The following is a 23,228-nucleotide window of genomic DNA, read 5'->3' on the forward strand; positions in this document are numbered from 1 at the left end:
AGAGCCAGCCATCCGCGCGTCGCTCCTGTCGTCAGAGGACGCGCACGTCCGCCGAGTCGACGCGGAGCGCCACGTCGCCCGCGGGCGGTTCGTCGGCGTCGGTCTTGACGACGAGCGTCCGGCCCTGCCACTCGCAGTGGACTCGGTAGGCGTCACCGAGGAACTCCACCGTCTCGACCGTCGCCCGCAGGGACACCGTCCGCTCCGTAGCCGGCGTGTCCGCACTGTCCCGGCCGACGGCGATCGCTTCGGGCCGAACGGCGACGACGACGGACTCGCCGCGGTCGCAGTCACTGCCAGCCGGGAGCGCGATGGCAGCGTCGCCGACAGTTGCCCGCGTCCCGTCCGGCGTGACGACGCCGTCGAAGACGTTGTTGTCGCCGACGAACTCCGCGACGAACCGCGTCGCCGGCTCGCGGTACACCGTCTCCGGCGTCGCGACCTGCTCGACGCGGCCCTCGCGCAGCACCGCCACGCGGTCGCTGATCGCCAGCGCCTCGGCCTGGTCGTGGGTGACGTAGACGGTGGTGATCCCCAGCTCCGACTGGATCCGCTTGATCTGGACGCGCAGGCGCTGGCGCAGCTGTGCGTCCAGCGCCGAGAGGGGTTCGTCCAGCAAGAGCACCGCCGGCTCGGGTGCGAGCGCACGCGCCAGCGCGACCCGCTGTTGCTGGCCACCGGACAGCTGGTCGGGGTCGCGGTCGGCGAGGTCGGCGACTTCGACGAGTTCCAGCAGTTCCGTCACGCGCTCGTCGTCGTCGCGCGCGGGACTGTCGCGAAACTGGAGCCCGTAGGCGACGTTCTCGCGGACGCTCATGTGGGGAAAGAGCGCGTAGTTCTGGAAGACGATCCCCGTCTCGCGGTCCTCGGGCTGCTCGCCGGTCACGTCCCGGCCGCCGATCGAAACGATCCCGCGATCGGGCGACTCCAGGCCCGCAATCGAGCGCAGCGTCGTCGTCTTCCCACAGCCCGAGGGGCCGACGAGAGTGAAGAACTCGCCGTCGGCGACCGACAGCGACACGTCGTCCAGCGCGGTCACGTCGTCGTAGCCGACAGTCAGTCCCTCGATTTCGACGCCCGGTTCCGTCATCGTTCCCACCGCCCGCCCACGCGATCGATCACCACGAAGCTGACGGTCGTCACCGCGAGCAACACCGTCCCCATCGCCGTCGCCGGTCCGAGGTTCGGCCCCAGCGAGCGGTTCCCGGTGTACCGTTCCAGCGCCACCGGCATCGTCGCGCTGTCGACGCCCTCGGCGAGCAACACCGTCGTGTCGAACTCGCCGATGCTGATGGCGACGGCGAAGGCCGCCCCGGCCACGAGCGCGGCGGCGATCAGCGGCAGTTCCACGTCGAGGAGGGCCGTCGTCCGGCTCGCACCCAGCGAGCGGGCGGCGTCGACGAGTCGGTCGTCGATGGCACTCAGTGCCGGCGTCACCGTCCGGGTGACGAAGGGGTAGCCCGCGACCGCGTGGGCGGCGACGATCGCGACCGGGCCGGTGACCGTCAGCCGGTGGCCGAACAGCTCCGTCCCGAACACGAGCGTCCGGAGCATCCCCAGACCGAGGACGATCCCGCTGACCGCGAGCGGTGCCGTCAGCAGCGCCTCGGCGACCCGCGAGCCGCGCGTCTCGCGGGCGGCGACGACCGAGACGACGACGCCCATCGGGAGCGCGAGCACGAGCGCGCCGGCCGCAAAGAGCAGCGAGTTCGTGATCGCCGGCCCCGGCTGGACCGTCCCGGTCGCGGCCGAGGCCTGCTGGGCCAGCAGGAAGGCGTAGTAGTCGGTCGTGAACTGTCCCTCGGGCGTCGTGACGCTCTCGACGACCAGACTCGCCAGCGGCCCGACGAACAGGACCAGCACGACGCCGCCGTACGACAGGAGCGCGAGCCGGCGCGGATCGACCAGCGACCGCCAGCCGGCCAACAGCGGCTCTCGATCGATCGAACGAGATCCCCCGCCGGCACCGAGTTGCATCGCCTCGAACCGGAGGTAGACGTAGATCAGTCCCAGCGACAGCGCCGTCTCGATAGCGCCGAGCGTCGCCGCCTCGGTCAGCGCGAGGTTCTGAACGCGGGCGAACAGCCACACCTCGACGGTCGCGAATTTGAGCCCGCCCAGCGCCAGCACGATCGGGAACGACATGAACGTAAAGAGGAAGGTGAGCACTGTGGCGGTCAGCAGTGCCGGGAGCAACTGCGGGACGACCACGTCGCGAAACGCCACGAGCGGTGACGCACCCAGCGTCCGGGCGGTCTCGACGCGTCGCGCGTCGACCGACTCCCAGGCGGCCGTCACCAGTCGCGTCACCAGCGGCGCGTTGTAGAAGGCGTGGGCCAGCACGATGATCTCCAGCGTGAAGGTGAGTTCGACTGGGCCGAGCCCGACGACGGCGAGCAGGTCGTTGAACAGCCCGGTGCGGCCGAACATCGCCAGAAAGCCCACCGCGACCATGATCGAGGGCAGGACGAAGGGGAGAATCGTCACCGAGCGCAGGAAGCGCCGGCCGGGAAACTCGAAGCGAGCCAGCAGGTACGCGCCCGGCAGTCCGACGAGGACGCTGGCGACCGTCGACAGCAGCGCCTGATACGCCGTAAAGCCGAACCGATCCGCGTAGAACGGGTCGCCGAGGACCGCCCCCAGCGGTTCAAGCGAGAGCTGCCCGCCGACACGGACCGCGCCGACGAGGACGCTCCCGACGGGGTAGTAGAACACGACCAGCAGCGTCGCCAGTGTCGCGATGACCCCCACCGGCAGCGCGAGTCTGTCGACCCGGGCGTCCATCCTAGTTGCTCGCGATCTGTCGGGCCCACTCGTCGATCCAGCCGCTCACGTTGCCCGACAGCTCGTCGTAGGTGAAGGTGACAGGTTCGGGGGGCTCCAGCGCGTACTCGCCGAAGTCGCCGCCGGGGTCGACGCCCTCGACGGCCGGGAACTGGACGTTTCGCGTGGCGATCTCGCGCTGGGCCGGCGCTGTCAGTGCGAAGGAGGCGAACGCCTGCGCCAGTTCGGCGTCGTCGCTGTCGGCGAACTGGGCCATCCCCTCGGGGTTGGCGTAGCCCTGATCGTTCAGGAAACCGACCTGGTGGCGGGACATGTCGACGCCCTCGCCGTGGTAGAACACCTGGTCGGTCGAGTACGAGACGACCATCGGGGCCTCTTCGTCCGAGTACGCGTTGTACGCCGGCTCCCAGTCCGAGAGGATCGTGACGCCGTTGTCGACCAGCCCCTCCCAGTAGTCGAGATAGCCGTCGGGATCCTTGTTGTAGATCGTCCACAGCAGGAACGCGCGACCGGGGTCGGACTGCTGGGCGTTCTGGGCGATCAACGCGTCCTCGTAGGCGGGTTCGAGCAGGGCGTCGAAGGTGCCCGGCGCGTCGACCTCGCCCTCGTCGTAGACGAGGCTGATGTACCCGGTGTCGTAGGGGACGACGCGACCGTCGGGATCGAACTGCAGTTCCGACTTGACCGTGTCCGCGCCGTCGATGCGGTCACTGGCGGTCGCGAACAGCGTCTCGTCGAGTTGCTCGTCGGCCCGGACGAGTTCCCCCGTGTTGAGCCCGACGAACAGGTCGGCATCGATCGGCGCGCCCTCGGACTTGCGCTGGATGTACTGGTTGAGCCCGTTCTCGGGCGTCTCGAACTCGACGGTCACCTCCGGGTGCTCGGACTCGAACTCGGATTTGAGCCAGTTGCCGGCCGCGCCGTCGCCGACGAACGACGAGTAGGTCGCGACCGACAGCGTCCCGCTCAGTTCTTCGACGGTCCCGGTCGTCGTTCCCGCCTCGGTCGCACTCTCCGTGGCCTCGGTGTCGGTCGCGCTCTCGGTACTTGCCGACTCGGTCCCGTCGCCGCCGTCGCCGGTACAGCCCGACAGCGCAGTCAGGCCTGCGAGGCCGGCTCCGGTTCGCGTGAGGAAGTTCCGTCGTCTCATTTCCCAGTTGTTACACCGAGGAATACTTGAACCGCACGCTCTCGCTGGCAAGGGGTGAGAGAGTCGACAGGACTGCGCGATCAGGCGAGTCCGAGCCCGCCGAGCACGAGCCGGACGCCGACGACGGCCAGCAGCCCGAGGACGAAGCGACGGCGGGCTCGCTCTGGAATCCGCACTCGAAGCCGCTGGCCGACGGCGACGCCTGCAACCGCTGGCACTGCGGCCGCGACGGAGAGGGCCACCGTCGTGAGGTCGGGATACAGTCCGAGCGCCCCGGCAGCGCCGACCCGCACCGCGTTCAGACCCAGGAAGATCATCGCGGCGACGCCGACGAACAGCTCGTGCGAGAGGTCGCGACTCCGCAGATAGGCGATCAGCTGGACGCCGACGTTGGTCCCGCCAAAGAGGACGCCGGAGACGGCGCCGATGGCGACCATCGCCAGTGGCGTCTCGACGAAACAGCCCGCTTTCAGCCGGTCGAACCACGGAATCGGCACCGCTCGCTGTGCCGTCGCGACGAAGCCGAGCGTCACCACACCGAGCCCGACTCTGAGAGGGGCCGCGGGGAGTCGGTCGACCGCGGCCAGCCCGACGACGGTGCCGATCAGGGCCGCGGCCAGCAGCGGACCGAACCGGCGACCACAGCTGCGTACGTCCTCGACCGACAGTTCCCGAACGAGCGAGGCGTTGGCTGCCAGAATCGGCACGATCATGAACACGACTGCCGTCGTCGGTTCGACCACGGTCGCCAGTGCCATCGTCCCGACGAGTGCGAATCCGAAGCCGGCGAGGCCGTTGACCGCTCCGGCGATCAGGACGACGCCGACGAACACCGCGACCGTCGTGGGTGTCAGTGCGAGCGACACGGTCGTCAGTTCGCGACAGAGGGACAAGACAGTGGGGGCGGACCTCGCGAGCGACACACGACCTCGCCGGAAAGCGGCACGTCTTTTGAGCCCCACCGTCCGAGTAGGGGTATGGAGCGGTACGACACCCGCATCGACGACGACACGCTGTTCGTCGAGGTCGGCGACGACGATCTCGAAATCGGACGCCTCGACGACATCTACGACCTCGTCGGCGGTGAGACGTACACGATCGAGTACAGCGAGAAGGCACAGGCCGCCGCGTGGCTCACGACCGACGACGACGGGACGTTCACCTTCGACGTGCGCGAGACGCTCGCGGACATGGACTACAACGAGACGATCGTCGAGAAACTCGCCAGCAAGCCCGTCGACGCGACCAACACCGACGGCTACCCCGTCCGAACGGCCACCTTCGCCCAGCTGATGATGGAGATCTGGGACTCGAAGGGCACGGTCGACCTCAGCGAGTGACACACTGAGCGGCCGGGATCGTCGATCACCAGCCACTCAGTACCGCGAGAAGTTCGTGTCCGGGTAGACTCGACCGTCGGCGATGTCGACCACGTCCAGCGTCGCCAGTCGACTCAGCCGATCTGCAGCGTCCTCCCGATCGATCCCCAGTTGTTCGGCCCGGTCGAGGACGGCGGTCCGGGACGGCACCGACTCGATGAGCCCGTCGGCGTCGGTCTCGGTCGCCTCGGCGACGATCGCTTTCAGCACCGCCCCGTGTTCGCGCTTCGACGGCGTCCGGTCCGAGCCCGTCCACTCGATGCTCAGCGATCCGTCGTCGTTGACGTGCGAGACGACGAATCCGGCCGGCAAGGCGTCGGTCAGGGCCGCGACCAGCGCCGCGCGGTCGAGTCGCGCCGTGAACCGGTAGTTGTGGCCGTCTCGCGAGCGGTCGACGGCCTCGATGGAGACACCCGCCTCGTCGACCGCCTCTGCGATCGTGTCGGCGAGTCGGTCGCCCACCTCGTCGCCGACGGCGTCGCGTTCGCTGGCACGCTCCCTGGCCTCGCTGGCGAGTTGCTCGTAGCGGGCCATCCGTTCGTGCAGTGGATCGTCGCCCATACGACTCCCCCGACCGCCAGCGGATTACGTGTTGGGGCGAGTCGACCCAGTGGACCGTCGAAAAGCGAGTCGGCAAATCTATTCACTCCGCACGTCCGTTCGTCGCAGAAATGGGTTGGGGCGGATTCGAACCGCGCCGAGACTCGCGATGCTCGTCTCGTCTGCTTCCAATCCGTGTCACCAATTTTGACGACACGGACCGCTCGCTTCGCTCGCGGGTTTGTGTCGTCAAAAATGGGTTGGGGCAGATTCGAACCGAAGCGAGACTCACTGCGTTCGTCTCGCAGGGTCCGAATCTGCTGAGTCCATTCACTCCTCACGTCCGTTCGTCGCAGAAATGGGTTGGGGCGGATTCGAACCGCCGACTTCCTCCGTGTGAAGGAGGTATCATAACCGACTAGATCACCAACCCGGACAGTGCAGGCTATTCGAGGGGTAGACTTAAGAATTGTCTTCCCGATCAGCGCTCGTTCCTACGTCGGGCCGTGACGCGGTCGCACACGGTCCCGATCACGTCGGTGGCCCTCTCGACGACCGCGGTTCGCACCGCGCGCGGGTCGAGCGACACCTCGTCGAGACGACCGGCCGGAGGGTCGGGCTCTCGGCCGATCAGTTCGCGGACTCTCGTCACGGCCGGTTCGAGTTCTGCGGCGAACCCTCGCTTGGCTGTCGTGGCGGCGCGCGTGAGGTAGTACCGTGTGTCTTCGAAGTGCCGATTCATATCTGACCTTTGAGTGAGGACGAATAAATCGTTTGTGGCGCGACTGGAGTTGAGAGAACTGTTTTCCAGCGTGAGCAAGTACGGGTGGTATGTTTCGCCGTGTGTCACTCCCGACGCCGTTTCAGGTCGGCCCAGTCAACAGCTACCTCGCCGGTCGAACGATCGTCGATCCCGGCCCCGACAGCGAGGAAGCGTGGTCGGAGCTGCTGACGGCGCTGGAGGCGCGGTCGCTCGCGCCCGACGATATCGAGCAAGTGTTGATCACGCACCCCCACCCGGACCACTTCGGGCTGGCCCACCGCTTTGGCGAACGGGGTGCCCGGATCGTCGCCAGCGACGCCGCGACGCCGATCCTCGAAGACTTCGCGGGCCGACTCGATCACGAGCAGTCGTACTTCGTGGACTTCTTCGAGCGCTGTGGCATGGCGGCCGAGACGGCCGAGACCGTCACACAGCTGCCCGAGGCGTTCCTCAACTACGCGTCCAGCGTCACGGTCGATCGGTCGGTCGCTGCCGGCGACGAGATCACCGTCGACGACGGCCTCGTCACGGTCGACGATCTCGTCGGCCACTCCGTCGGCGAGGTCCTCTTCGCGTTCGAGGCCGACGGCGAACGCCGAGCGATCGTCGGCGACAACGTCCTCGCCGACATCACACCGAACCCCTTCCTCCAGCCGCCGGCCGACGACGAGCCGCGGCCGCGGGTGCTGCCGCGATACAACGACTCGCTCGATCGGCTCGCGACGGCGGGGTACGATCGGTTCCTGCCGGGCCACAGAACGGACATCGAGGAGCCAAGCGCGCGCATCGAGGCCATCAGAGCCGAACACGAGGACCGCACCGACGACGTCGAGGCGCTACTGGACAGTCCCACGACGCCGGTCAACGTGATGGAGGAATTGTTCGGTGATCTCCCCGTGACCGAGCAGTTCTCGGGCATGAGCGAGGCTGTCGGCCACCTGGACGTGCTGGAAGAACGAGGTCGCGTCGAGCGAGCGGAGAGCGGCGGCGTCCTGCTCTACGAGCGCGCTTAGAGCAGGCTCGCAGCGGTTTCTGCGGTCTGAGACACCGCGTTGAAGCCCGGCAGGAGCAGGACCGTCACGAGCGCAGCCACGAGCACTGCGGTGTACAGCCCGATCGGGTACCGCTCGATCTCCAGGCTGCTGGCGGGCTCTTCGATCCACATGGCCTTGACGACCCGCGTGTAGTAGTAGAGGCTCAGCGCGCTGTTGATGATCAGCGCCGCACCGAGGAACCACGTCCCCGAGCGGACGGTCGCCATCAGCAGATTGAACTTCGAGAAGAAGCCACCGCCGATGGGCAGGCCAGCGAGGCTAAACAGGAACACCGTCATGGCCGCACAGGCCAGCGGCGCCTGGGTCGCGAGCCCGTTGTAGTCCTCGAAGGTGCGTCCGATGTCCCAGTACTCGGCCAGCGCGATGAACAGGAACGCACCCGTGTTCATGAAGCCGTAGACCAGTAGGTGCATCATCCCCGACCCGAGCACGTAGGCGTCGGTACTGCCGCCGGTCAGTGCGGCCAGTCCGATCAGCACGTAGCCGGCGTGGCCGACGCTGGAGTAGGCCAGCATCCGCTTGACGTTCTCCTGGGTCGCGGCCGCGAAGTTCCCGACGAACATCGTCACGACGGCCAGGACCTGGAAGACCAGCACCCAGTCGATGGCAGCGAGGACCGCATCGCCCATGAGCGCGGTGACGAACACGCGGAACGCGAGCACGAAGCCCGCGGCCTTGGAAGCCGAAGAGAGGAACGCCGAGATCGGAGCCGGCGCGCCCTCGTAGGCTTCCGGTGCCCAGAAGTGGAAGGGGACGCTCGCGGTCTTGAACGCGACGCCGCCGACGATCATCAGGACGCCGATGCCGAGGATGCCCGCGGGCACGCCGTCGGTCAGTGCCGCTGCGACGGCGTCGAACTGGAGCGAGCCGGTCGCACCGTACACCAGCGAGATGCCGTACAGGAACACGCCCGAGGAGAGCGCACCGACGAGGAAGTACTTCAGTGCGGCCTCGACGCTGCCCTTGTTCGTCTTGAGGATCGCCACGAGCGCGTACGATGGCAGAGAGGCCAGTTCGAGGGCGACGAACGCGACCGCGAGTCCGTTGGCGCTGCCCAGCAGGCTCATCCCCGTCGCGGCCATGACCGTCAGGGAGTAGTACTTGGCCTGACGGGCCTTGTCCGCCATGTAGTCGTAGCTAGCGACGACCACCAGCGTGAGGACGCTGGCGACCAGGAACGAGAAGAACAGCGCCATCTGGTCGACGACGAGCTGGTCGTCGAACAGGGAGATCAACTCGCCGTTCTCGGCCGGCAAGCCCGTGCCGCCGACGATGAACCAGACGCTCGTCGCCGCGGCGGCGAGCGAGCCGAGCCCCGCGACCCCGGCCAGCAGTTCGTTGTTCGAGGAGTCCGGATCGATGCTATCGACGAGCAGGAGGACGATCGCCGTCAGACCGAGCAGGAGCGTCGGGCTGAGGGCCGTCCACGTTGGAAGTTGTACCATTAGACACCACCTCCGATGTCGAGGATCGGATTAACCGCTTCCTGGATCATCCCGTAGGAGAGGTCGGGAGCGACCCCGAGCAGGATGACCAGCAAGAGCAGGACTGCAAGCGGTGCCACGTCGTGGAACGCCGCACCGTCGAGCTCGTAGTCCGTTTCGAGCTCGTAGCCACCGAAGAGGGTCCGCTGCATCGCCCACAGGAGGTAGCCGGCGACGATGACGATTCCGAACATCGCGATGGAGGTCAGCACCGGCGCGAGCGTCCCCAGCGTGTCGGTCGCACCGAAGGAACCGAGGAAGATGAACACCTCGGCGGCGAACCCGCTCATCAGGGGAAGCCCCATGTAACCGAAGGCTGCCGAGACGAAGATGCCGACCGTCCACGGCATCCGGTCTGCGAGGCCGGACATGTCGCCGACCATGCGCGTGTGCGTCTCGTTGTAGATGACGCCGACGGCCATGAACATCAGCCCGGAGATCAGGCCGTGAGAGATCATCTGGAAGGTCGCCCCGCCCATGCCGTGTGGCGTGAACGCGACGAGACCGAGGATGACGTAGCCCATCGACGAGATCGAGGAGTACGCGACGATGCGCTTGAGGTCACGCTGTGCGAGTGCGAGCAACGCACCGTAGATGACGCTGAACACGCCGATCACCGCGATCGCGACCGGCATGATCGCGAGGACCGATCCCGTCGCCACGTCCGACAGCATCGTGAAGTTGAACCGCAACAGCGCGTAGGTCCCCATCTTCAGGAGGACGCCGGCCAGCATCACCGACACCGGCGTCGGTGCCTCGACGTGGGCGTCAGGCAGCCACGTGTGCAGCGGGAAGACGGGTACCTTCACCGCGAAGCCGACGAACATTAGCACGAACGCCAGCAGCTTCAGGTCCGCGACGCCGATACCGGCCAGCGATCCCATCTCACCGGCGACGAGGGCCTGCGTGATCTCGGGCAGGCCGAGCGTCGCGATAGAGTCACCGAGCGAGAACACCAGCGCGAAGAAGCCCACGAACATGACCAGCGACGCCACGTTCGTGTAGACGAAGAACTTGATCGCGGCGTACTTCCGGCGCGGGCCGCCCCAGACCCCGATCAGCAGGTACATCGGGATGAGGACGCCCTCCCAGAAGACGAACCAGAAGAAGAAATCGAGCGCCGAGAAGACGCCGATGAGACTGACCTCCATCAGGAGCATCAGTCCGTAGAACTGCGACTGGCGCTCGTCGATCGGCGTCCACGAGCTCACGAGTGCGAGCGTCGTCAGGATGCCGGTCAGGGCCAGCAGCGGCATGCTCACGCCGTCCAGTCCGACTGAGTACTGGATCGTGTAGCCGCCCAGCTCGATCCAGTCGATCGTCTGTCTGAAAGCGACCGTGTCAGGCGAGAGCAAGGCGTTCCCGACGCCCTGGTACTCGGTGAGGTAGACGTAGTACATCCACACCGAGCCCACGAGCGGGATCGTGCTCACTGCGGTCGCGAACTTCGCGGCGTAGCGGTCGTCGACCAGGAAGGTCGCGATGGCACCCAGCAGCGTGACGGCCAGCAGTGCGGCGACGGCGACCATCTAGAACCACCCCCCTGAGAGGCCGAAGACGACCAGTAACACGACCAGTGCGATCGTGATGAACAGCGCGTAGTTGGTGACGACGCCAGTCTGGAGGCGGCGAACGCGGCTGCCGGAGAACAGACTGACGCTGCTAATTCCGTTGACGACACCGTCGATCACGCCCTGATCGAACTTGTCTGCGGCCCGTGAGAGCGGGTAGGTGAACCCCGTCGCGAGCCAGACCTGATACTCGTCCTGGTAGTAGTTGTGCATGAGCAGCGTCTTGATCGAGCCGAGTTTGTCCGTGTGTTCGACCGGTTCGGGCACCCTGTACAGCAAGCGTGCGGCGAGGACGCCAGCGACCGCGAGACCGAGCGAGAGGAGCGCGGAGGCGATCAGCGTCCCCGTCGCCCCGAGTGGCTCACCGACGAGGACGTGTGCCGGCCCGTCGTGGAGAACCGCCTCGTAGTGGTGGTAGCCGGTTAGCAGTGCCTCCCAGCCGGACCCTTCCCCACCGAGTAGCCACTTGTGGAGGAAGTCGACCTCGAGGCCGGTGAGCTTCTTGACTGGGGCGAGGTTGACGAAGCCGATTGTCGTCGCGAGGATGCCCAGGACCGTCAGCGGTCCCTTGACGTTCCAGCGAACGCCGTGGGGCTTCTTGGCCGTCTCGGTCCGGGGCTCACCGTGGAAGGTCAGGTAGACCATCCGGAAGGTGTAGAAGCCGGTGAAGAAGACGGCGAGCAGTCCCATCGCGTACGCGACGAGGAAGACGGTACCGAGACCACCCTCGGTCCCGAACCCGTGGATCAGGGCCTCGTACAGTACCTCGTCTTTCGACCAGAAGCCGGCGAAGGGAACGATGCCAGCCAGCGCGAGCGAGCCCGCGAGGAACGTGTAGTAGGTGACGGGCATCTTGTCCTTGAGTCCGCCCATCTCCCACATGTTCTCCTCGTGGTGCATCGCGATGATCACCGCACCGGCACCGAGGAACAGGAGCGCCTTGAACACCGCGTGGGTGGTCAGGTGGAAGACGGCGGCGATGTAGCCACCCGACCCCAGCGCGAGCATCATGTAGCCGTACTGCGAGATCGTGGAGTAGGCGAGCACCTGCTTGAGTTCCTGCTTGACGACGCCCATCGTCGCCGCGAACAGGGCCGTGAAGCCGCCGACGAGCGCGATCACCGCGAGCGTCGTCGGCGTCAGCGCGTAGAAGCCGTACATCCGCGCGACGAGGTAGACACCGGCCGCGACCATCGTCGCCGCGTGGATCAGCGCCGAGACCGGCGTCGGACCTTCCATCGCGTCGGGCAGCCACGTGTGCAGCGGGAACTGGGCGGACTTGCCCATCACGCCGCCGAGCACGAGCAGTCCGAGGATCGTGAACCACGTCTGGGGCTCGAAGCCGAAGGTGTTCAGCCCCTCGGTCGCGCCGTCCATGATCGCGTGTTCTGCGACGACCGGGAACGAACCCTCGCCAGCGAACAGACCGGGCGTCTGGGTCGCTCCAGCGAAGGTGACGAAGATGCCGACGACGCCGATCAGGAAGAAGTAGTCACCGAAGCGGGTGACCAGGAACGCCTTCTTGGCGGCGCTTGGCGGGCCTGCTTCCCGGAAGTTGAAGCCGATCAGGAGGTACGAACAGAGGCCGACCAGCTCGAAGAACATGAACGCCATCAGGATGTTGTCGGCGTAGACGAACCCGAGCATGCTCGCGGTGAACAGCCCGAGGCCGGCGTAGTAGCGTGGGAGGCCGGTCTCGCCCTCGTCGTTCATGTAGCCAAGCGAGAAGACGTGGACGAGCAGGGCGATAAAGGAGACGATCAGCAGCATCAGCGCCGTCAGCGGATCGATGAGGATCCCGAGGTGGAGTTCGAACGTCTCCAGTCCCGCCGTGAAGGTGTACAGCGCCTCGTTGTACGTCTGGCCCCCGGCGACGGTCAGCGCGACCCACGCCGACAGCACGAGCGAACCGGCCGTGGCTGCGATCCCGGCCAGAGCCCCCTTCTTCGGGAGGTACTGCCCGCCGAACAGCGCGACGAGGAACGATACGAACGGAAGCAACGCGATCGCGGGTGCGTAGTCGAATGCAGTCATGTTACCACCTCATTGTCGTCGCCTCGGTCACGTCGATGTCCGAGAAGTTGCGGTACAGTACGAGGACGATCCCGAGCCCGACAGCGACCTCTGCAGCCGCCAGCCCCATCGCGAAGAGGGCAAAGACCTGCCCCGAGAGGTTCCCGTACTGAAACGAGAACGCCACGAGGTTGATGTTGGCAGCGTTGAGGATCAACTCGACGGACATCAGGAAGATGAGCGCGTTCCGGCGGGTGAGGACGCCGAAGATCCCGATACAGAAGACCGCGGCCGAGAGCAACAGATAGTACTGCGTGGGGATCATCGGCTCTCACCTCCGGAGTGGTCCTCGTCGCGTTCGGCGAGCATCAGCGCGCCGTCGAGTGCCGCGTCGAGCACCACGGCGATGATGAGGAACAACGCGAGGAAGCCCTCACTCGGGATCGCACCCTCGTCCATGATCGCCGTCGGGTCGATGTTGAACATCGCCGCCCCGATGCTCTTGACGATCTGTGCGTCGGGCCCGAAGCCAGCGGGCTCCGGCAGCGACGCCCCGAGGAACGCGGCCGCGAGGACCCCAAAGAGCGCGACCGCCGCCAGTCCGGGCCACAGGGAAGTTCCGGTGTGGAGCTGTGGACGGCTCATGCCCCCACCTCGACGACGCTCTCGTCTTTGCGCGTGAGCATCACCGCGAACGTGATCAGGATCAGAACCCCGCCGACGTAGACGAGGATCTGCATCGCGGCGACGAACTCGGCCCTGAGCATGAGGTAGTGGACCGCGACGCTCAGTAACGCCACGCCCAGTAACAGCGCCGAGTGCCAGACGTCGCGGACGAGCACGACGCCCCAGCTGCTCGCAATGGTAACCACCGCGAACAGCACGAACGCTATTGTCTCGTACAGTCCCATCATTGTTGCACAGTCTTGCCGGCGCGCTTTTGAAGATTCCTCTTTCCGTTCGTCAGAACACGGCCGGTTTGGCACTCGCTAACAGCAATTCCCGGATAATGTTGCCGAGTGAGGGGGAAAGCCCCACAGAATAGTGGTCTGGTCCGGCGACCACCCTCTCCGAATCCGCGGCCGGCACGCGGCGCGCGCGCGACGATCGCCCGGCAAAGGGCCATGCGGTCGGGTTCGTCGCGTCGCTCTCGAACGGATGCAGTGTGAAAAAGAGCCTCTGAGCTTCGGTTGAACGAGTCGGCGACACGATCGTCGGCGACGACTGTCTACTGATAGTCGACTTCGCCGTCGCCCTCGCCGATCCACGCGCCGCGGTCGGGTTCACGCGACTGCAGCGGGTCGATGTCCTTGTACCACGGGACGTTCTTCAGCTGTTCTTTGTTGTAGGCGAACTCGTCTTTGGTGTCGGCCGTGAACTCGAAGTTCTGGGTCAGCAGGATGGCGTCGACCGGACACACCTCCTCGCAGAGTCGGCAGTAGATACACTGGCCGATGTGGAGGTTGTACTGCTCGCCGTTGCGCTGGTCGTCCGTGACGATCTGGATCGTGTTGTTCGGACAGACGTTCTCGCACTGGCGACACCAGATACACCGCTCCTGGCTGAACTTGTGGACACCGCGGAAGCGCGGGCTCACTTCGGGTACCTCTTCGGGGTACGAGACCGTGAAGGTCTCGCCGTCCAGCGCGTGCTTCATCGTCGTTGCCATCGATTTCAGGATTCCGATCATAGCAGGTCACCTCGGGTTGTGGTCGTCGCGTTCATCAGGCGATCACCCCGACGATTCCAGCCGTCAGGAGCAGGTTCGCGAAGGCCAGCACGAGCAGGCCCTTCCAGCCGATCTCGATGAGCTGGTCGATCCGGACCCGCGGGATCGCGGAACGCGCCCACTGGGTGAACAGGTAGATCCCGACGATCTTGATCAGGAACCAGACGATGCCCGGCAGCACCGGGCCGGCCGGACCGCCCAGGAAGATCGTCGCGATGATCGCACCGCCGAGGAAGATGTGGATGAACTCCGAGAGGTACGCGAGCACGAAGTACACCGAGGAGTACTCGGTCTGCCACCCGGCGACGATCTCGGTCGGCGCTTCGGGAATGTCGAACGGGTTCCGTCCCACCTCCGCGAGGTTCGCAACCATGAACAGCACGAACGCGAAGGGGTTGACGAACGCGTACCACGACGGGATCGCGAGGCCGCCGAGACTAAACAGCGTCGTGCTCTGGGCCGCGACGATCTCGCTCAGGCGGAGCGTCCCGGCGAACAGCGCCACGGACATCCCCGTCAGGATCAGCGGAATCTCGTAGGCGAGGTTCTGCGCGACAGCGCGCAGTCCCCCGAGGAACGAGTACTTGTTGTTCGACGAGTAGCCGGCCATCACGAGGCCGAGCGAGGCGATAGAGGCCATCGCGAACACGTAGGCCAGTCCCGTCTCCGGGTCGGCGATCTGGATGCCGTTCCCCATGGGGATGACGGCGAAGCCGGCCAGCGCCGAGAAGACCATGATGAGCGGCCCCAGGTCCCAGGCCGGACGGTCGACGCCCTCCGGAATGATCAGTTCCTTCGAGAGGAGGCGGAGCGCGTCTGCCGGGATAATCAGGATGCCTGCCGGCCCGTGTCGGTTGACCGCGATCCGGTCGGTGAACGCTGCCGTGATCTTTCGCTTGCCCCAGATCCCCGAGACGGCGACCAGGGCGAGCAGTCCCGACGCGATCACACCGGACGCGACGACCGCCACCAGGAACAGGACCAGCGGGTTCGACGGGTCCAGTCCGAGCAGATTCGCGAGCGTGTCGGGAAGCGGCGTCTCGGATTGCATTACCGGTCCACCTCCCCGAGCACGATGTCGAGGCTGCCCAGCGAGGCGATCATGTCAGGGATGTACTCGCCTTCCGACATCGTCGGCAGCGTGTGAAGGTTGCTGAAACACGGGCTGCGGATCTTGAACCGCGCCGGCTTGTCGGTCCCGTCCGAGCGGATGTAGATCCCCAGCTCGCCTTTCGCACCCTCGACCGCGCGGTAGATCTCGCGGTCGGGATCCGGGCGCAGCGTGCGGGGCACGTTGGCCTGGATCTCGCGCTCGTCTTCGGGCCAGTCTTCCAGCAGGTCGACACACTGCTCGATGATCTTGGCCGACTCCTCGACCTCGCGCATGCGGACGAGCAGGCGCGAGAAGTTGTCACAGCCGTCCTCGGTGACGACGTCCCAGTCGAGTTCGTCGTAGTAGCCGTAGGGGTCGTCGCGACGGAGGTCGTAGTCGATGCCGGAACCGCGTGCGACCGGGCCCGTCGCGCCGTAGCTCTTGGCGTCTTCCGGCGGCAGGACGCCCGTGTCGACGGTCCGCATCTGGAGAATCTCGTTGTTCGTCAGCAGGTCGTGGTACTCGGTGAGCTTCTCCGGGAGGCCGTCGACGAAGTCACGGACCTTCTCGAAGTACTCCTCGCGGGGCTCGGGCAGGTCCCAGGCCACGCCGCCCAGCCGGAAGTAGTTGAACATCAGCCGCTGGCCGGTCAGGTCTTCGAGGAGGTTCTGGACGACCTCGCGGTCGCGGATGCCGTACATGAACGTCGCGGTGAAGTCTCCGTTGATGTCCAGCGCGAACGTCGACACCGCGAGCATGTGTGCGGCGATCCGGGACATCTCTGCGCCCATCGTTCGGATGACCTGGGCGTACTCCGGCACGTCGATGTCCGCAAGGTCCTCGGCCGCGCGAGCGTAGGCCCACTCGTTGAGCAGGCCCGCCGAGATGTAGTCCCAGCGGTCCGGGTACGGCATGATCTGGTGGCGATAGGTCCCCTGCTGGCACATCTGCTCCTCACAGCGGTGGAGGTAGCCGATGTCGGGTTCGAGATCGGCGATCTGCTCACCGTCGAGTGCGGTCTTGATGTGGAGCACACCGTGAGTCGCCGGGTGGTGTGGCCCGATGTTGACGAACATCGTGTCCGGGTCGTTCGGGCTCCGCTTGTCGTCTTGCAGCGGGTTCGCGTGTTCCCGCAGTGGGACGATCTGTGGCTTGTCCTGGTTGTAGTCCAGCGAGAGGGGGTGACCCTGCCACGTCTCGGGGAGGAGAATACGGCGGAGATCCGGATGGTCGTCGTACTCGATCCCCACGAGGTCGTAGGCCTCGCGCTCGTGCCAGTCGGCGGTCTCGAAGACCTCGGCACCGGACTGGTTGTGTGGGTCGTCACGCGGCGAGGGCACGACGACGCTGACTTCCTGTGTCGGGTCGTCGTACTTTTTGAGGTGGTAGATCGACTCGTAGCGGTCCTGGTACTCCTGTGCGGTGACACAGGAACAGAAGTCGAACCCCGCCTCGGTCTTCAGAGTCGAGAGCACCGCTTGCACGTCGTCGGGTCGGATGACGAACCCCTCCGCGTTGACGTGGCTCTCGCGACCGATGACGTAGTCGTCGATCAGCGCCTCGATCTGGTCGTAGTCCAGTCCGTCGTCCGTGACGCCGACATCGAGCTGTGTCGACGGTTCAGGTTCTTCGAGACTCATGCGAGACACCTCCGAGTCATGGCGAATCAGCCCAGTTGTACCGCATCACGAGGTCCTCCTCGTCGATCTCGGCGGCCAGTTTGTCGACGAGTTCGTCCTGTTCGAGGTCGCCGAACTGTTCGAGCTCGTATGGCTTGACCGTGACCGGCGCGGACTCGCCGTTGGCGATCCGCTCCTGGAGTTTCGCGACGCCGTAGATCAGCGCCTCGGGGCGGGGCGGGCAGCCGGGGACGTGGATGTCCACCGGAATGACCTCCTCGGCACCCTTGATGACGTTGTACCCTTCCTGGAACGGGCCCCCAGAGATGGTACACGATCCCATCGAGACGACGAACTTCGGCTCGGGCATCTGGTCGTAGACCCGCTTCATCCGCGGGGCGAACTTGGAGACGATCGTCCCGGGGACGATGATCACGTCCGCCTGTCGTGGCGAGGCGCGCGGGACGCCGGCACCGAAGCGGTCGAGGTCGTGTTTGACCGCGTAGGTGTGCATCATCTCGATGCTGCAACAGGCGATCCCGAACTGCAGCATGAACATCGAGGAGCCGCGCACCCAGTTCATGAACTTGTCGAACTTCGTGAGGATGAACGGCGTCGAACCGAACGCCTCCCGAAGCTTCGAGTTGAAGCGGTCGTCGGCACCGCTCCCGATCCGGGCTTCCTGTGTAGACTGTGCGTCGCCGGGTGTTGGTTGGTCACTACTCATTGTTCGTACTCAGTTGCCGAGTTGCCCGCGGGCTTTTGACCCACTGTACAGCGCCGTTGCGCCACGCCCAGGCGAGCCCCGCGACCAGGACCCCGAGGAACAGAAGCATGGGGAACAGCACCTGCTCGTAGCCGAGGGCACCGACCGCGTCCCGATAGATGACCGTCCAGGGGAAGATGAGGACGGTCTCGATGTCGAAGACGACGAACAGCAGCGCGACCATGTAGTACTGGATGTTGAATCTGATCTGCTGGCTGCTGCCGGTCGGGATTTCACCGCTCTCGTAGGTGGCGCGTTTGCCTTGTTCGGGCACGCTCGGTCGTAACAGCGCCGATACCGATATCATGCTCAACGGAATCAGGACGCCGACGAGCGCGAGCGCGCCGATCGCAATCCATGGATTACTCATTCCGGAATCTCCTATCGTTCGTGACTATCGACCGCTGGCATATAAGGGTTGATTCTTGTGATTTCCGGGGATTTCAGTGGCCTACGACAGCCACCCCGGCGGTCGGTGCTCAGAACACGTCGAGAACCGGGTCCATCCGCCCTACTCCTCGTCCCAGTACTCGGCTTTGAAACCCGGTGTCCCCAGCTCGTGCAGCTCCACCTTTTTCCGCGTCGGGTATCCTCGCTTCGCTGCGGGTACCCTCGCGCAAAAACGTGGGTGAAAAAGCGTCCACTCGCTTCGCTCGGGCCGCCTTACTCCTCGTCCCAGTACTCGGCTTTGAACTCCGGCGTCCCCAGCTCGTGCAGCTCCACCTTTTTCCGCGTCGGGTATCCTCGCTTCGCTGCGGGTACCCTCGCGCAAAAACGTGGGTGAAAAAGCGCCCACTCGCTTCGCTCGGGCCGCCCTACTCCTCGTCCCAGTACTCGGCTTTGAAACCCGGCGTCCCCAACTCGTGCAGATCGCGAGACACCGTGCCGACCTCGTCCTGTAGTTCGTCGTGGTACGCCTGCAGGCGCTCGCGGAGCTCGGGGTGTTTCCGCGAGAGGATCTGGGCCGCGGTGAGAGCGGCGTTGAACGACTTGCCGGCGTCGACCGCCGTGATCGGCGCACCCTGTGGCATCCCGATGACGCTGTCGACGGACTTCTCCTGGACCGGAACGCCGATCACCGGCAGCGGGTAGGCGATCGAGGCGGTCATGTTCGGGAGGTCCGCGCTCTTCCCGCCCGCGCCCGCGATGACGACATCCAGACCGCGGGCCTCGGCCGTCTCGGCGTAGGCGTACATCAGTTCCGGCGTCCGGTGAGCCGAGACGACGAACGACTCGAAGGTAAAGCGAGCCTCGGGCGCGTCGGTAAAGTCGGTCTGTTCGGCAAAACCCAGCTCCTCCGCGAGGGCGGCGTAGGCACCCGGACGCTTGCCCTTACCGCCGGCCATCGTCGCCAGGTCCGAGTCCGAGCCCATGATGATCCCCACGTCGGGGGTCGCCTCGTCCGGGCGGTCCATCGCGGCTTCCTCGCGGAGCTGGTCGATCAGCGACTGCACGCTCTCTGGCTCTGTCATGAGCGGCTCTCCGTCCCGCTGGGCCGTAAGTGTGGGCGATCCGTCGCCGGTCACTCGACGGCGTCCTGGAGCGAGACGAGGAGATCGATCAGCTCCTCGCGGCTCATGTCGTCGAAGTCCGTCCGGGAGAGTTCGCGGAACTCCATGTACTCCTCGTCGTCGAGACCGAACTCCAGCAGCGTGTCGCCACCGGGGTCGGCGACGAGCCGGTCACCGTCGGGGCGGTCGACCAGCGCGACCGGGAGGACGCCCCCGGCATCGCGGACCATCGACAGGAAGTTCGAGAAGATCTGTTCCGGAGTCGTGCCGGCCTCGTACTGGCGGACGATGTCCCGGTGGGCCGCACGGTACAGCTCGGACTCGGTGTCGATGTTGGGGTACGCGCGCGAGAGCTGGTAGGCGAGCGTCGGCGGCCGGGTGTAGTGGGCGTGGCGCTCCGCCGTGAGCCACTCGGGAAAGTCGTCTGGTAACTCGGACATGTCAGACAGTACGACAGCCGTTCAGAAAAGTACTAACTATTAGCAAAACGCCTCGCGGAACTGTAACTGAGATTTATTTCGACCGGGACGAAACTGAGAGTGCGGTTCCTATCAGAGGCACGCGGCGCGACTCTCTTCCCGTGGCGGGGACTGGACATGGCCTCGCCACGCTCGACACGAACCGAGACGGGCAGTGCTCACTGCGAGCGAGACTGGAAGGTCAGTTGCTCTCGCAGTTCCCGAACGTCCGCGAGTAGTTCACCCGTCGTCTCGCCGTCGCCGACGAGGGTCACGTGTCCCATCTTCCGGAGCCGGTACACCTCGCGCTTTCCGTACCAGTGGAGGTGTGCCCGAGGCGTCTCGAAGACCGCGTCTTCGCCGGACAGTGTCGCCCGCTGGCGGTCCGCTACGTCGCCCAGCACGTTTGCCGACACCGTCGGTCCGCGGCGCTCGGTCGTCCCGAGTGCTCGTCCGGTGACGGCCCGAACGTGCTGTTCGAACTGCGAGGTGTGACACCCCTCGATGGTCCAGTGGCCCGAGTTGTGGGGGCGGGGCGCGATCTCGTTGAGCAGGATCTCGCCGTCGCTCGTCTCGAACAGCTCGATCCCGTAGACGCCCCGCCCCTCCATCGCGTCGAGTACGTCGAGCGCGACCGCTCTGGCCCGCTCTCGAACGTCGTCGTCGGCCCGCGGGGGAGAGACCGTCTCTCGGAGGATCTCCTCGCGGTGGATCGTCTCGGTGACCGGGAACGTGTCACGCTCGTCGGCCCCCAGACAGCCCATCACGGCAAGCTCTCGCTCGAAGTCGATCATCTCCTCGGCCATCGCCGGCCCCTGGATCGCGTCGAGGGCGTCGGTCACGTCGTCGGGCGACTCGACCGGGTAGTTGCCGCGCCCGTCGTAGCCGCCTTCGCGGGCCTTGAGCATCAGCGGATAGCCCAGTTCCTCGCCCGCCGCCCGGAGGTCGTCCTCGTCGTCGACCTGCCGGAAGTCCGGGACCGGGACGCCAGCGTCGCCGAGGCGGCGCTTCTGGACGAGTTTGTCCTGAATGAGCCTGAGCGTGTCCGGCTTCGGGTGTACCGGGACGCCGGTTTCGGCCGCGACCGTCTCCAGTGCGTCCGGGTCGGTCAGCTCGATCTCGAAGGTGAGGTAGTCGGCGCGCTCGGCGACGGCTCGAATCGTCGAGACCTCGTCGAACTCGCCGACGAGCGCGTCGCTCGCGACCGGGCCGGCCGGCGGGTCTTCGGTCGGATCGGTCACGACGAGATCGACGCCCAGCGGCGCGGCGGCCTCCGCCAGCATCCGTCCGAGCTGACCGCCGCCGACGACGCCCAGCGTCACGCCTGGTGTCGAGATGGTCATGTGCGAGGGGTTCCGACCGACCCGCTTAAGCGTTGCCTCACGGAACGGTCGCGCTCGACGTCCTCGTGGACCCAGAACACCATCCGCGTGCCGTACGCACGCATCTCGTAGGTCTCTCGGCTGTACGCGTCATCCAGCGCCGTCTCGGGAGTCGTCTGGTCCGAGGCGACCGTGACCACGACGGCCGGCGGCCTGTCGTCGAGGCGATCCGTGACGTTGCCGGGCGTCCTCGCACAGTCCACGTCGGCGTCGCTGGTGGCGAAGTACCAGGGCAGCGGCAGCGCGTTGAACCACTTGCTACAGAGGGGTCGATAGTTGAACTTCGAGCGGTTCCAGCCGGCCCGGTCCCGCTCGACGAGGGCCTCGTCGTCGGCCCAGCGGTCCCCCTCCTCGCCGTAGAACAGCAACACGTCCGGCCCGGGTCGGTCGTCGTCGGCCGCCCGGTCGATCGCTTCGAGTTCGGCCCGCGGGCTGTCGCCGGGCTGGGCGTACTGTACCAGATAGTTGTCCTCGGACTGGTCGTCGAGGTACACCGAGTTCGTGACGACGCCCGCGGTCGCGCCGCCGACGAGCAGCAGAACGGCCGCGGCGGTCGCGAGCCCGACCGCGTCGTCCGCTACGAACGCGCCCCGCGCCCAGTCGACGATCCGGGCGAGCCCCACGGCGGCCGGAATCGAGAGCGGGACGAGCGCGTGGACGACGAGCCAGGCCCCGAAGATGTCGGTCCCCAGCGGGTAGCCAAGCACCGAGACGAACCCGCAGTAGCCGGCGAGCATCACGAGGTTCCGGCTCTCCGCGCGCCCGTATCGCTCGGCGGCGAATCCGACGACCGAGAGCACCGTCAGGGGCGCTGCCTTCAGCCCCATGACCCGGACGAACCGGCCGAGGTACTCGACGTACGTGCTGACGATGCTCTCCTCGCCGCTCTCGCCGGCCTGTCCGAACCACTCGCCGTACTCGAACCGAACGTGGGCCCAGGTCTCTTCGAGGAGCGTCGGCAACTGTGCCGGGTCCCCGACGGCCTGCCAGAACATCACCTGCTCTGTCGTCCCCGGCGGGTGGTACAGTCCCGCCACGCCCGCACCGCGCGGTGCGTAGAAGAACAGGCTGAGCGCGAGAAAGACCGTGGCGACGCCGACGAGATGTAGCAGTATCCGCCCGCCTCGGGAGCGCCAGCCCGGAGACCGCTCCGACGGGGAACCGCCGTCCGTCGGCGCGCCGCCGCGGACGCGACCGGCCAGCGCCCGCAGTTTCGCCAGGAGGAGCCGCGCGCCACTCGCGTCGTTCCGGGGGCGATACAGCGCCTGGTCGGCGAGCAGACCGACCGCGCCGAGCCACGTCAGCACGTAGAGAATCGCGTTCTCTTTCGAAGCGAAGCCACACGCCATCAGCGCCCCGGCGGCGTAGACGTAGCGCCAGCGCCGCGTGTCGTAGAACCGCACCAGCGCGCCCAGCGCGAAGAACATGAACGTCGCGACCAGCAGGTCGCTGCGCATGAACCGCGAGTAGTAGAGGACGACGGGGTTGACGGCCAGAAAGAGCGCCATCGCGAGCAGTTCGACCCTGCGGAGGTGCTCGCGAAACAGCAGCGCCGACAGCGGGAGCGTCGCGCTGATCAGCGCGACCGGGAGCCGCATCGTGAAGTCGTTGGCACCTACCAGCGGGAACAGCCAGCCGTTGACGTGCTGGACGAACGGGCCGTGGATGATCCGGCGGTAGGCGAACGACCCCGTCTCGACGTAGTAGGTGATCCAGTAGCCGACGCGCGCTTCGTCCCAGTGGGCGATGCGATCACCCAGGAAGGCCAGCCGGAGGACGAGACCCAGGATCGTCACCGCGAGGATCAGACCGGCAGTCGTCGTCGCCAGCGTCCAGAGCGATCGGCCGTCGTCGCTGGGGTCGCCAGCCCCACCGTCCGTCTCCTGTGGAGGGCGCTCGGCGTCGGTGTCGGGGCCCGACGAATGCATACC

The 23,228-nt window shown here is 66.3% G+C and carries 23 protein-coding genes and 1 tRNA gene; 2 read left to right on the forward strand and 22 right to left on the reverse strand.

The features are described 5' to 3' along the window. Positions 1-31: 31 nt before the first annotated feature. The 4 genes from ACAH01_RS11100 to ACAH01_RS11115 all read right to left on the reverse strand — a co-directional run bounded on the left by ACAH01_RS11100 (position 32) and on the right by ACAH01_RS11115 (position 4,800). On the reverse strand, positions 32-1,090 hold the full coding sequence (locus ACAH01_RS11100; RefSeq protein ID WP_372480806.1) for an ABC transporter ATP-binding protein: 1,059 nt from the start codon (positions 1,088-1,090) through the stop codon (positions 32-34). Then, positions 1,087-2,784: an ABC transporter permease gene (locus tag ACAH01_RS11105; protein WP_372479217.1), complete on the reverse strand. Its 1,698-nt coding sequence runs from the start codon at positions 2,782-2,784 to the stop codon at positions 1,087-1,089. The genes ACAH01_RS11100 and ACAH01_RS11105 overlap by 4 nt, the downstream gene beginning before the upstream one ends. 1 nt (position 2,785) lies before the next feature. Beyond that, positions 2,786-3,934, reverse strand: a complete 1,149-nt coding sequence (locus ACAH01_RS11110) for a thiamine ABC transporter substrate binding subunit (RefSeq protein WP_208628171.1) — start codon at positions 3,932-3,934, stop codon at positions 2,786-2,788. Positions 3,935-4,014: 80 nt separating this feature from the next. Next, the gene (locus ACAH01_RS11115) at positions 4,015-4,800 is read right to left on the reverse strand and encodes a TSUP family transporter (protein ID WP_372479219.1); all 786 of its coding nucleotides are present in this window, start codon (positions 4,798-4,800) and stop codon (positions 4,015-4,017) included. 111 nt (positions 4,801-4,911) lie between these two features. Here ACAH01_RS11115 and ACAH01_RS11120 point away from each other — a divergent pair, with 111 nt between their 5' ends. After that, a complete protein-coding gene (locus ACAH01_RS11120; protein WP_170093949.1) occupies positions 4,912-5,274 on the forward strand; it encodes a hypothetical protein in 363 nt (120 codons plus the stop codon). A gap of 36 nt (positions 5,275-5,310) precedes the next feature. On the opposite strand, the gene ACAH01_RS11125 is transcribed toward ACAH01_RS11120, so the two are convergent. The 3 genes from ACAH01_RS11125 to ACAH01_RS11135 all read right to left on the reverse strand — a co-directional run bounded on the left by ACAH01_RS11125 (position 5,311) and on the right by ACAH01_RS11135 (position 6,595). Continuing rightward, positions 5,311-5,874, reverse strand: coding sequence for a hypothetical protein (locus ACAH01_RS11125; RefSeq protein WP_153553078.1), 564 nt, complete (start codon positions 5,872-5,874; stop codon positions 5,311-5,313). 338 nt (positions 5,875-6,212) lie between these two features. Then, a tRNA-Val gene (locus ACAH01_RS11130) sits at positions 6,213-6,286 on the reverse strand. A gap of 48 nt (positions 6,287-6,334) precedes the next feature. Beyond that, positions 6,335-6,595, reverse strand: a complete 261-nt coding sequence (locus ACAH01_RS11135) for a hypothetical protein (protein WP_372479220.1) — start codon at positions 6,593-6,595, stop codon at positions 6,335-6,337. A gap of 89 nt (positions 6,596-6,684) precedes the next feature. Between ACAH01_RS11135 and ACAH01_RS11140 the strand changes: the two genes are divergently transcribed. After that, positions 6,685-7,629 carry an MBL fold metallo-hydrolase gene (locus ACAH01_RS11140; RefSeq protein ID WP_372479221.1) on the forward strand — a complete coding sequence of 315 codons (945 nt, stop codon included), beginning with the start codon at positions 6,685-6,687 and terminating at the stop codon, positions 7,627-7,629. On the opposite strand, the gene ACAH01_RS11145 is transcribed toward ACAH01_RS11140, so the two are convergent. The 15 genes from ACAH01_RS11145 to ACAH01_RS11215 form a co-directional block, all read right to left on the reverse strand. Continuing rightward, positions 7,626-9,116: an NADH-quinone oxidoreductase subunit N gene (locus ACAH01_RS11145; protein WP_372479222.1), complete on the reverse strand. Its 1,491-nt coding sequence runs from the start codon at positions 9,114-9,116 to the stop codon at positions 7,626-7,628. The two genes, ACAH01_RS11140 and ACAH01_RS11145, sit on opposite strands and share 4 nt — an antisense overlap. Continuing rightward, a complete protein-coding gene (locus tag ACAH01_RS11150) occupies positions 9,116-10,684 on the reverse strand; it encodes a NuoM family protein (protein WP_170093946.1) in 1,569 nt (522 codons plus the stop codon). Before ACAH01_RS11150 ends, ACAH01_RS11145 begins: the two co-directional genes overlap by 1 nt. Then, positions 10,685-12,760: an NADH-quinone oxidoreductase subunit L gene (gene nuoL / locus ACAH01_RS11155; protein ID WP_372479223.1), complete on the reverse strand. Its 2,076-nt coding sequence runs from the start codon at positions 12,758-12,760 to the stop codon at positions 10,685-10,687. 1 nt (position 12,761) lies between these two features. Continuing rightward, positions 12,762-13,064 carry an NADH-quinone oxidoreductase subunit NuoK gene (gene nuoK, locus ACAH01_RS11160; RefSeq protein ID WP_015762879.1) on the reverse strand — a complete coding sequence of 101 codons (303 nt, stop codon included), beginning with the start codon at positions 13,062-13,064 and terminating at the stop codon, positions 12,762-12,764. Next, the gene (locus tag ACAH01_RS11165) at positions 13,061-13,384 is read right to left on the reverse strand and encodes a proton-conducting membrane transporter (protein ID WP_170093944.1); all 324 of its coding nucleotides are present in this window, start codon (positions 13,382-13,384) and stop codon (positions 13,061-13,063) included. Before ACAH01_RS11165 ends, nuoK begins: the two co-directional genes overlap by 4 nt. Further along, entirely contained in the window at positions 13,381-13,650 is a 270-nt protein-coding gene (locus tag ACAH01_RS11170; RefSeq protein ID WP_164731981.1) for an NADH-quinone oxidoreductase subunit J, read from the reverse strand. The genes ACAH01_RS11165 and ACAH01_RS11170 overlap by 4 nt, the downstream gene beginning before the upstream one ends. A 317-nt stretch (positions 13,651-13,967) precedes the next feature. Then, the gene (locus ACAH01_RS11175; protein ID WP_015762876.1) at positions 13,968-14,429 is read right to left on the reverse strand and encodes an NADH-quinone oxidoreductase subunit I; all 462 of its coding nucleotides are present in this window, start codon (positions 14,427-14,429) and stop codon (positions 13,968-13,970) included. A gap of 34 nt (positions 14,430-14,463) precedes the next feature. Then, positions 14,464-15,519: an NADH-quinone oxidoreductase subunit H gene (locus ACAH01_RS11180; RefSeq protein WP_372479224.1), complete on the reverse strand. Its 1,056-nt coding sequence runs from the start codon at positions 15,517-15,519 to the stop codon at positions 14,464-14,466. Next, positions 15,519-17,201: an NADH-quinone oxidoreductase subunit D gene (locus ACAH01_RS11185; protein WP_170093942.1), complete on the reverse strand. Its 1,683-nt coding sequence runs from the start codon at positions 17,199-17,201 to the stop codon at positions 15,519-15,521. The genes ACAH01_RS11180 and ACAH01_RS11185 overlap by 1 nt, the downstream gene beginning before the upstream one ends. Before the next feature lie 16 nt (positions 17,202-17,217). Beyond that, positions 17,218-17,907, reverse strand: coding sequence for an NADH-quinone oxidoreductase subunit B (locus ACAH01_RS11190; RefSeq protein ID WP_015762873.1), 690 nt, complete (start codon positions 17,905-17,907; stop codon positions 17,218-17,220). Further along, entirely contained in the window at positions 17,900-18,316 is a 417-nt protein-coding gene (locus ACAH01_RS11195; protein WP_015762872.1) for an NADH-quinone oxidoreductase subunit A, read from the reverse strand. Before ACAH01_RS11195 ends, ACAH01_RS11190 begins: the two co-directional genes overlap by 8 nt. Before the next feature lie 445 nt (positions 18,317-18,761). Beyond that, a complete protein-coding gene (gene purE / locus ACAH01_RS11200) occupies positions 18,762-19,418 on the reverse strand; it encodes a 5-(carboxyamino)imidazole ribonucleotide mutase (protein ID WP_372479225.1) in 657 nt (218 codons plus the stop codon). Between the two features lie 50 nt (positions 19,419-19,468). Next, entirely contained in the window at positions 19,469-19,897 is a 429-nt protein-coding gene (locus ACAH01_RS11205; protein ID WP_170093940.1) for a hypothetical protein, read from the reverse strand. 197 nt (positions 19,898-20,094) lie between these two features. Further along, on the reverse strand, positions 20,095-21,258 hold the full coding sequence (locus ACAH01_RS11210) for a 5-(carboxyamino)imidazole ribonucleotide synthase (protein WP_372479226.1): 1,164 nt from the start codon (positions 21,256-21,258) through the stop codon (positions 20,095-20,097). Further along, on the reverse strand, positions 21,255-23,225 hold the full coding sequence (locus ACAH01_RS11215) for a flippase activity-associated protein Agl23 (RefSeq protein ID WP_372479227.1): 1,971 nt from the start codon (positions 23,223-23,225) through the stop codon (positions 21,255-21,257). Before ACAH01_RS11215 ends, ACAH01_RS11210 begins: the two co-directional genes overlap by 4 nt. Positions 23,226-23,228: the final 3 nt, after the last annotated feature.

The sequence above is a fragment of the Halomicrobium sp. HM KBTZ05 genome (assembly GCF_041530035.1).
GTDB lineage: Archaea > Halobacteriota > Halobacteria > Halobacteriales > Haloarculaceae > Halomicrobium.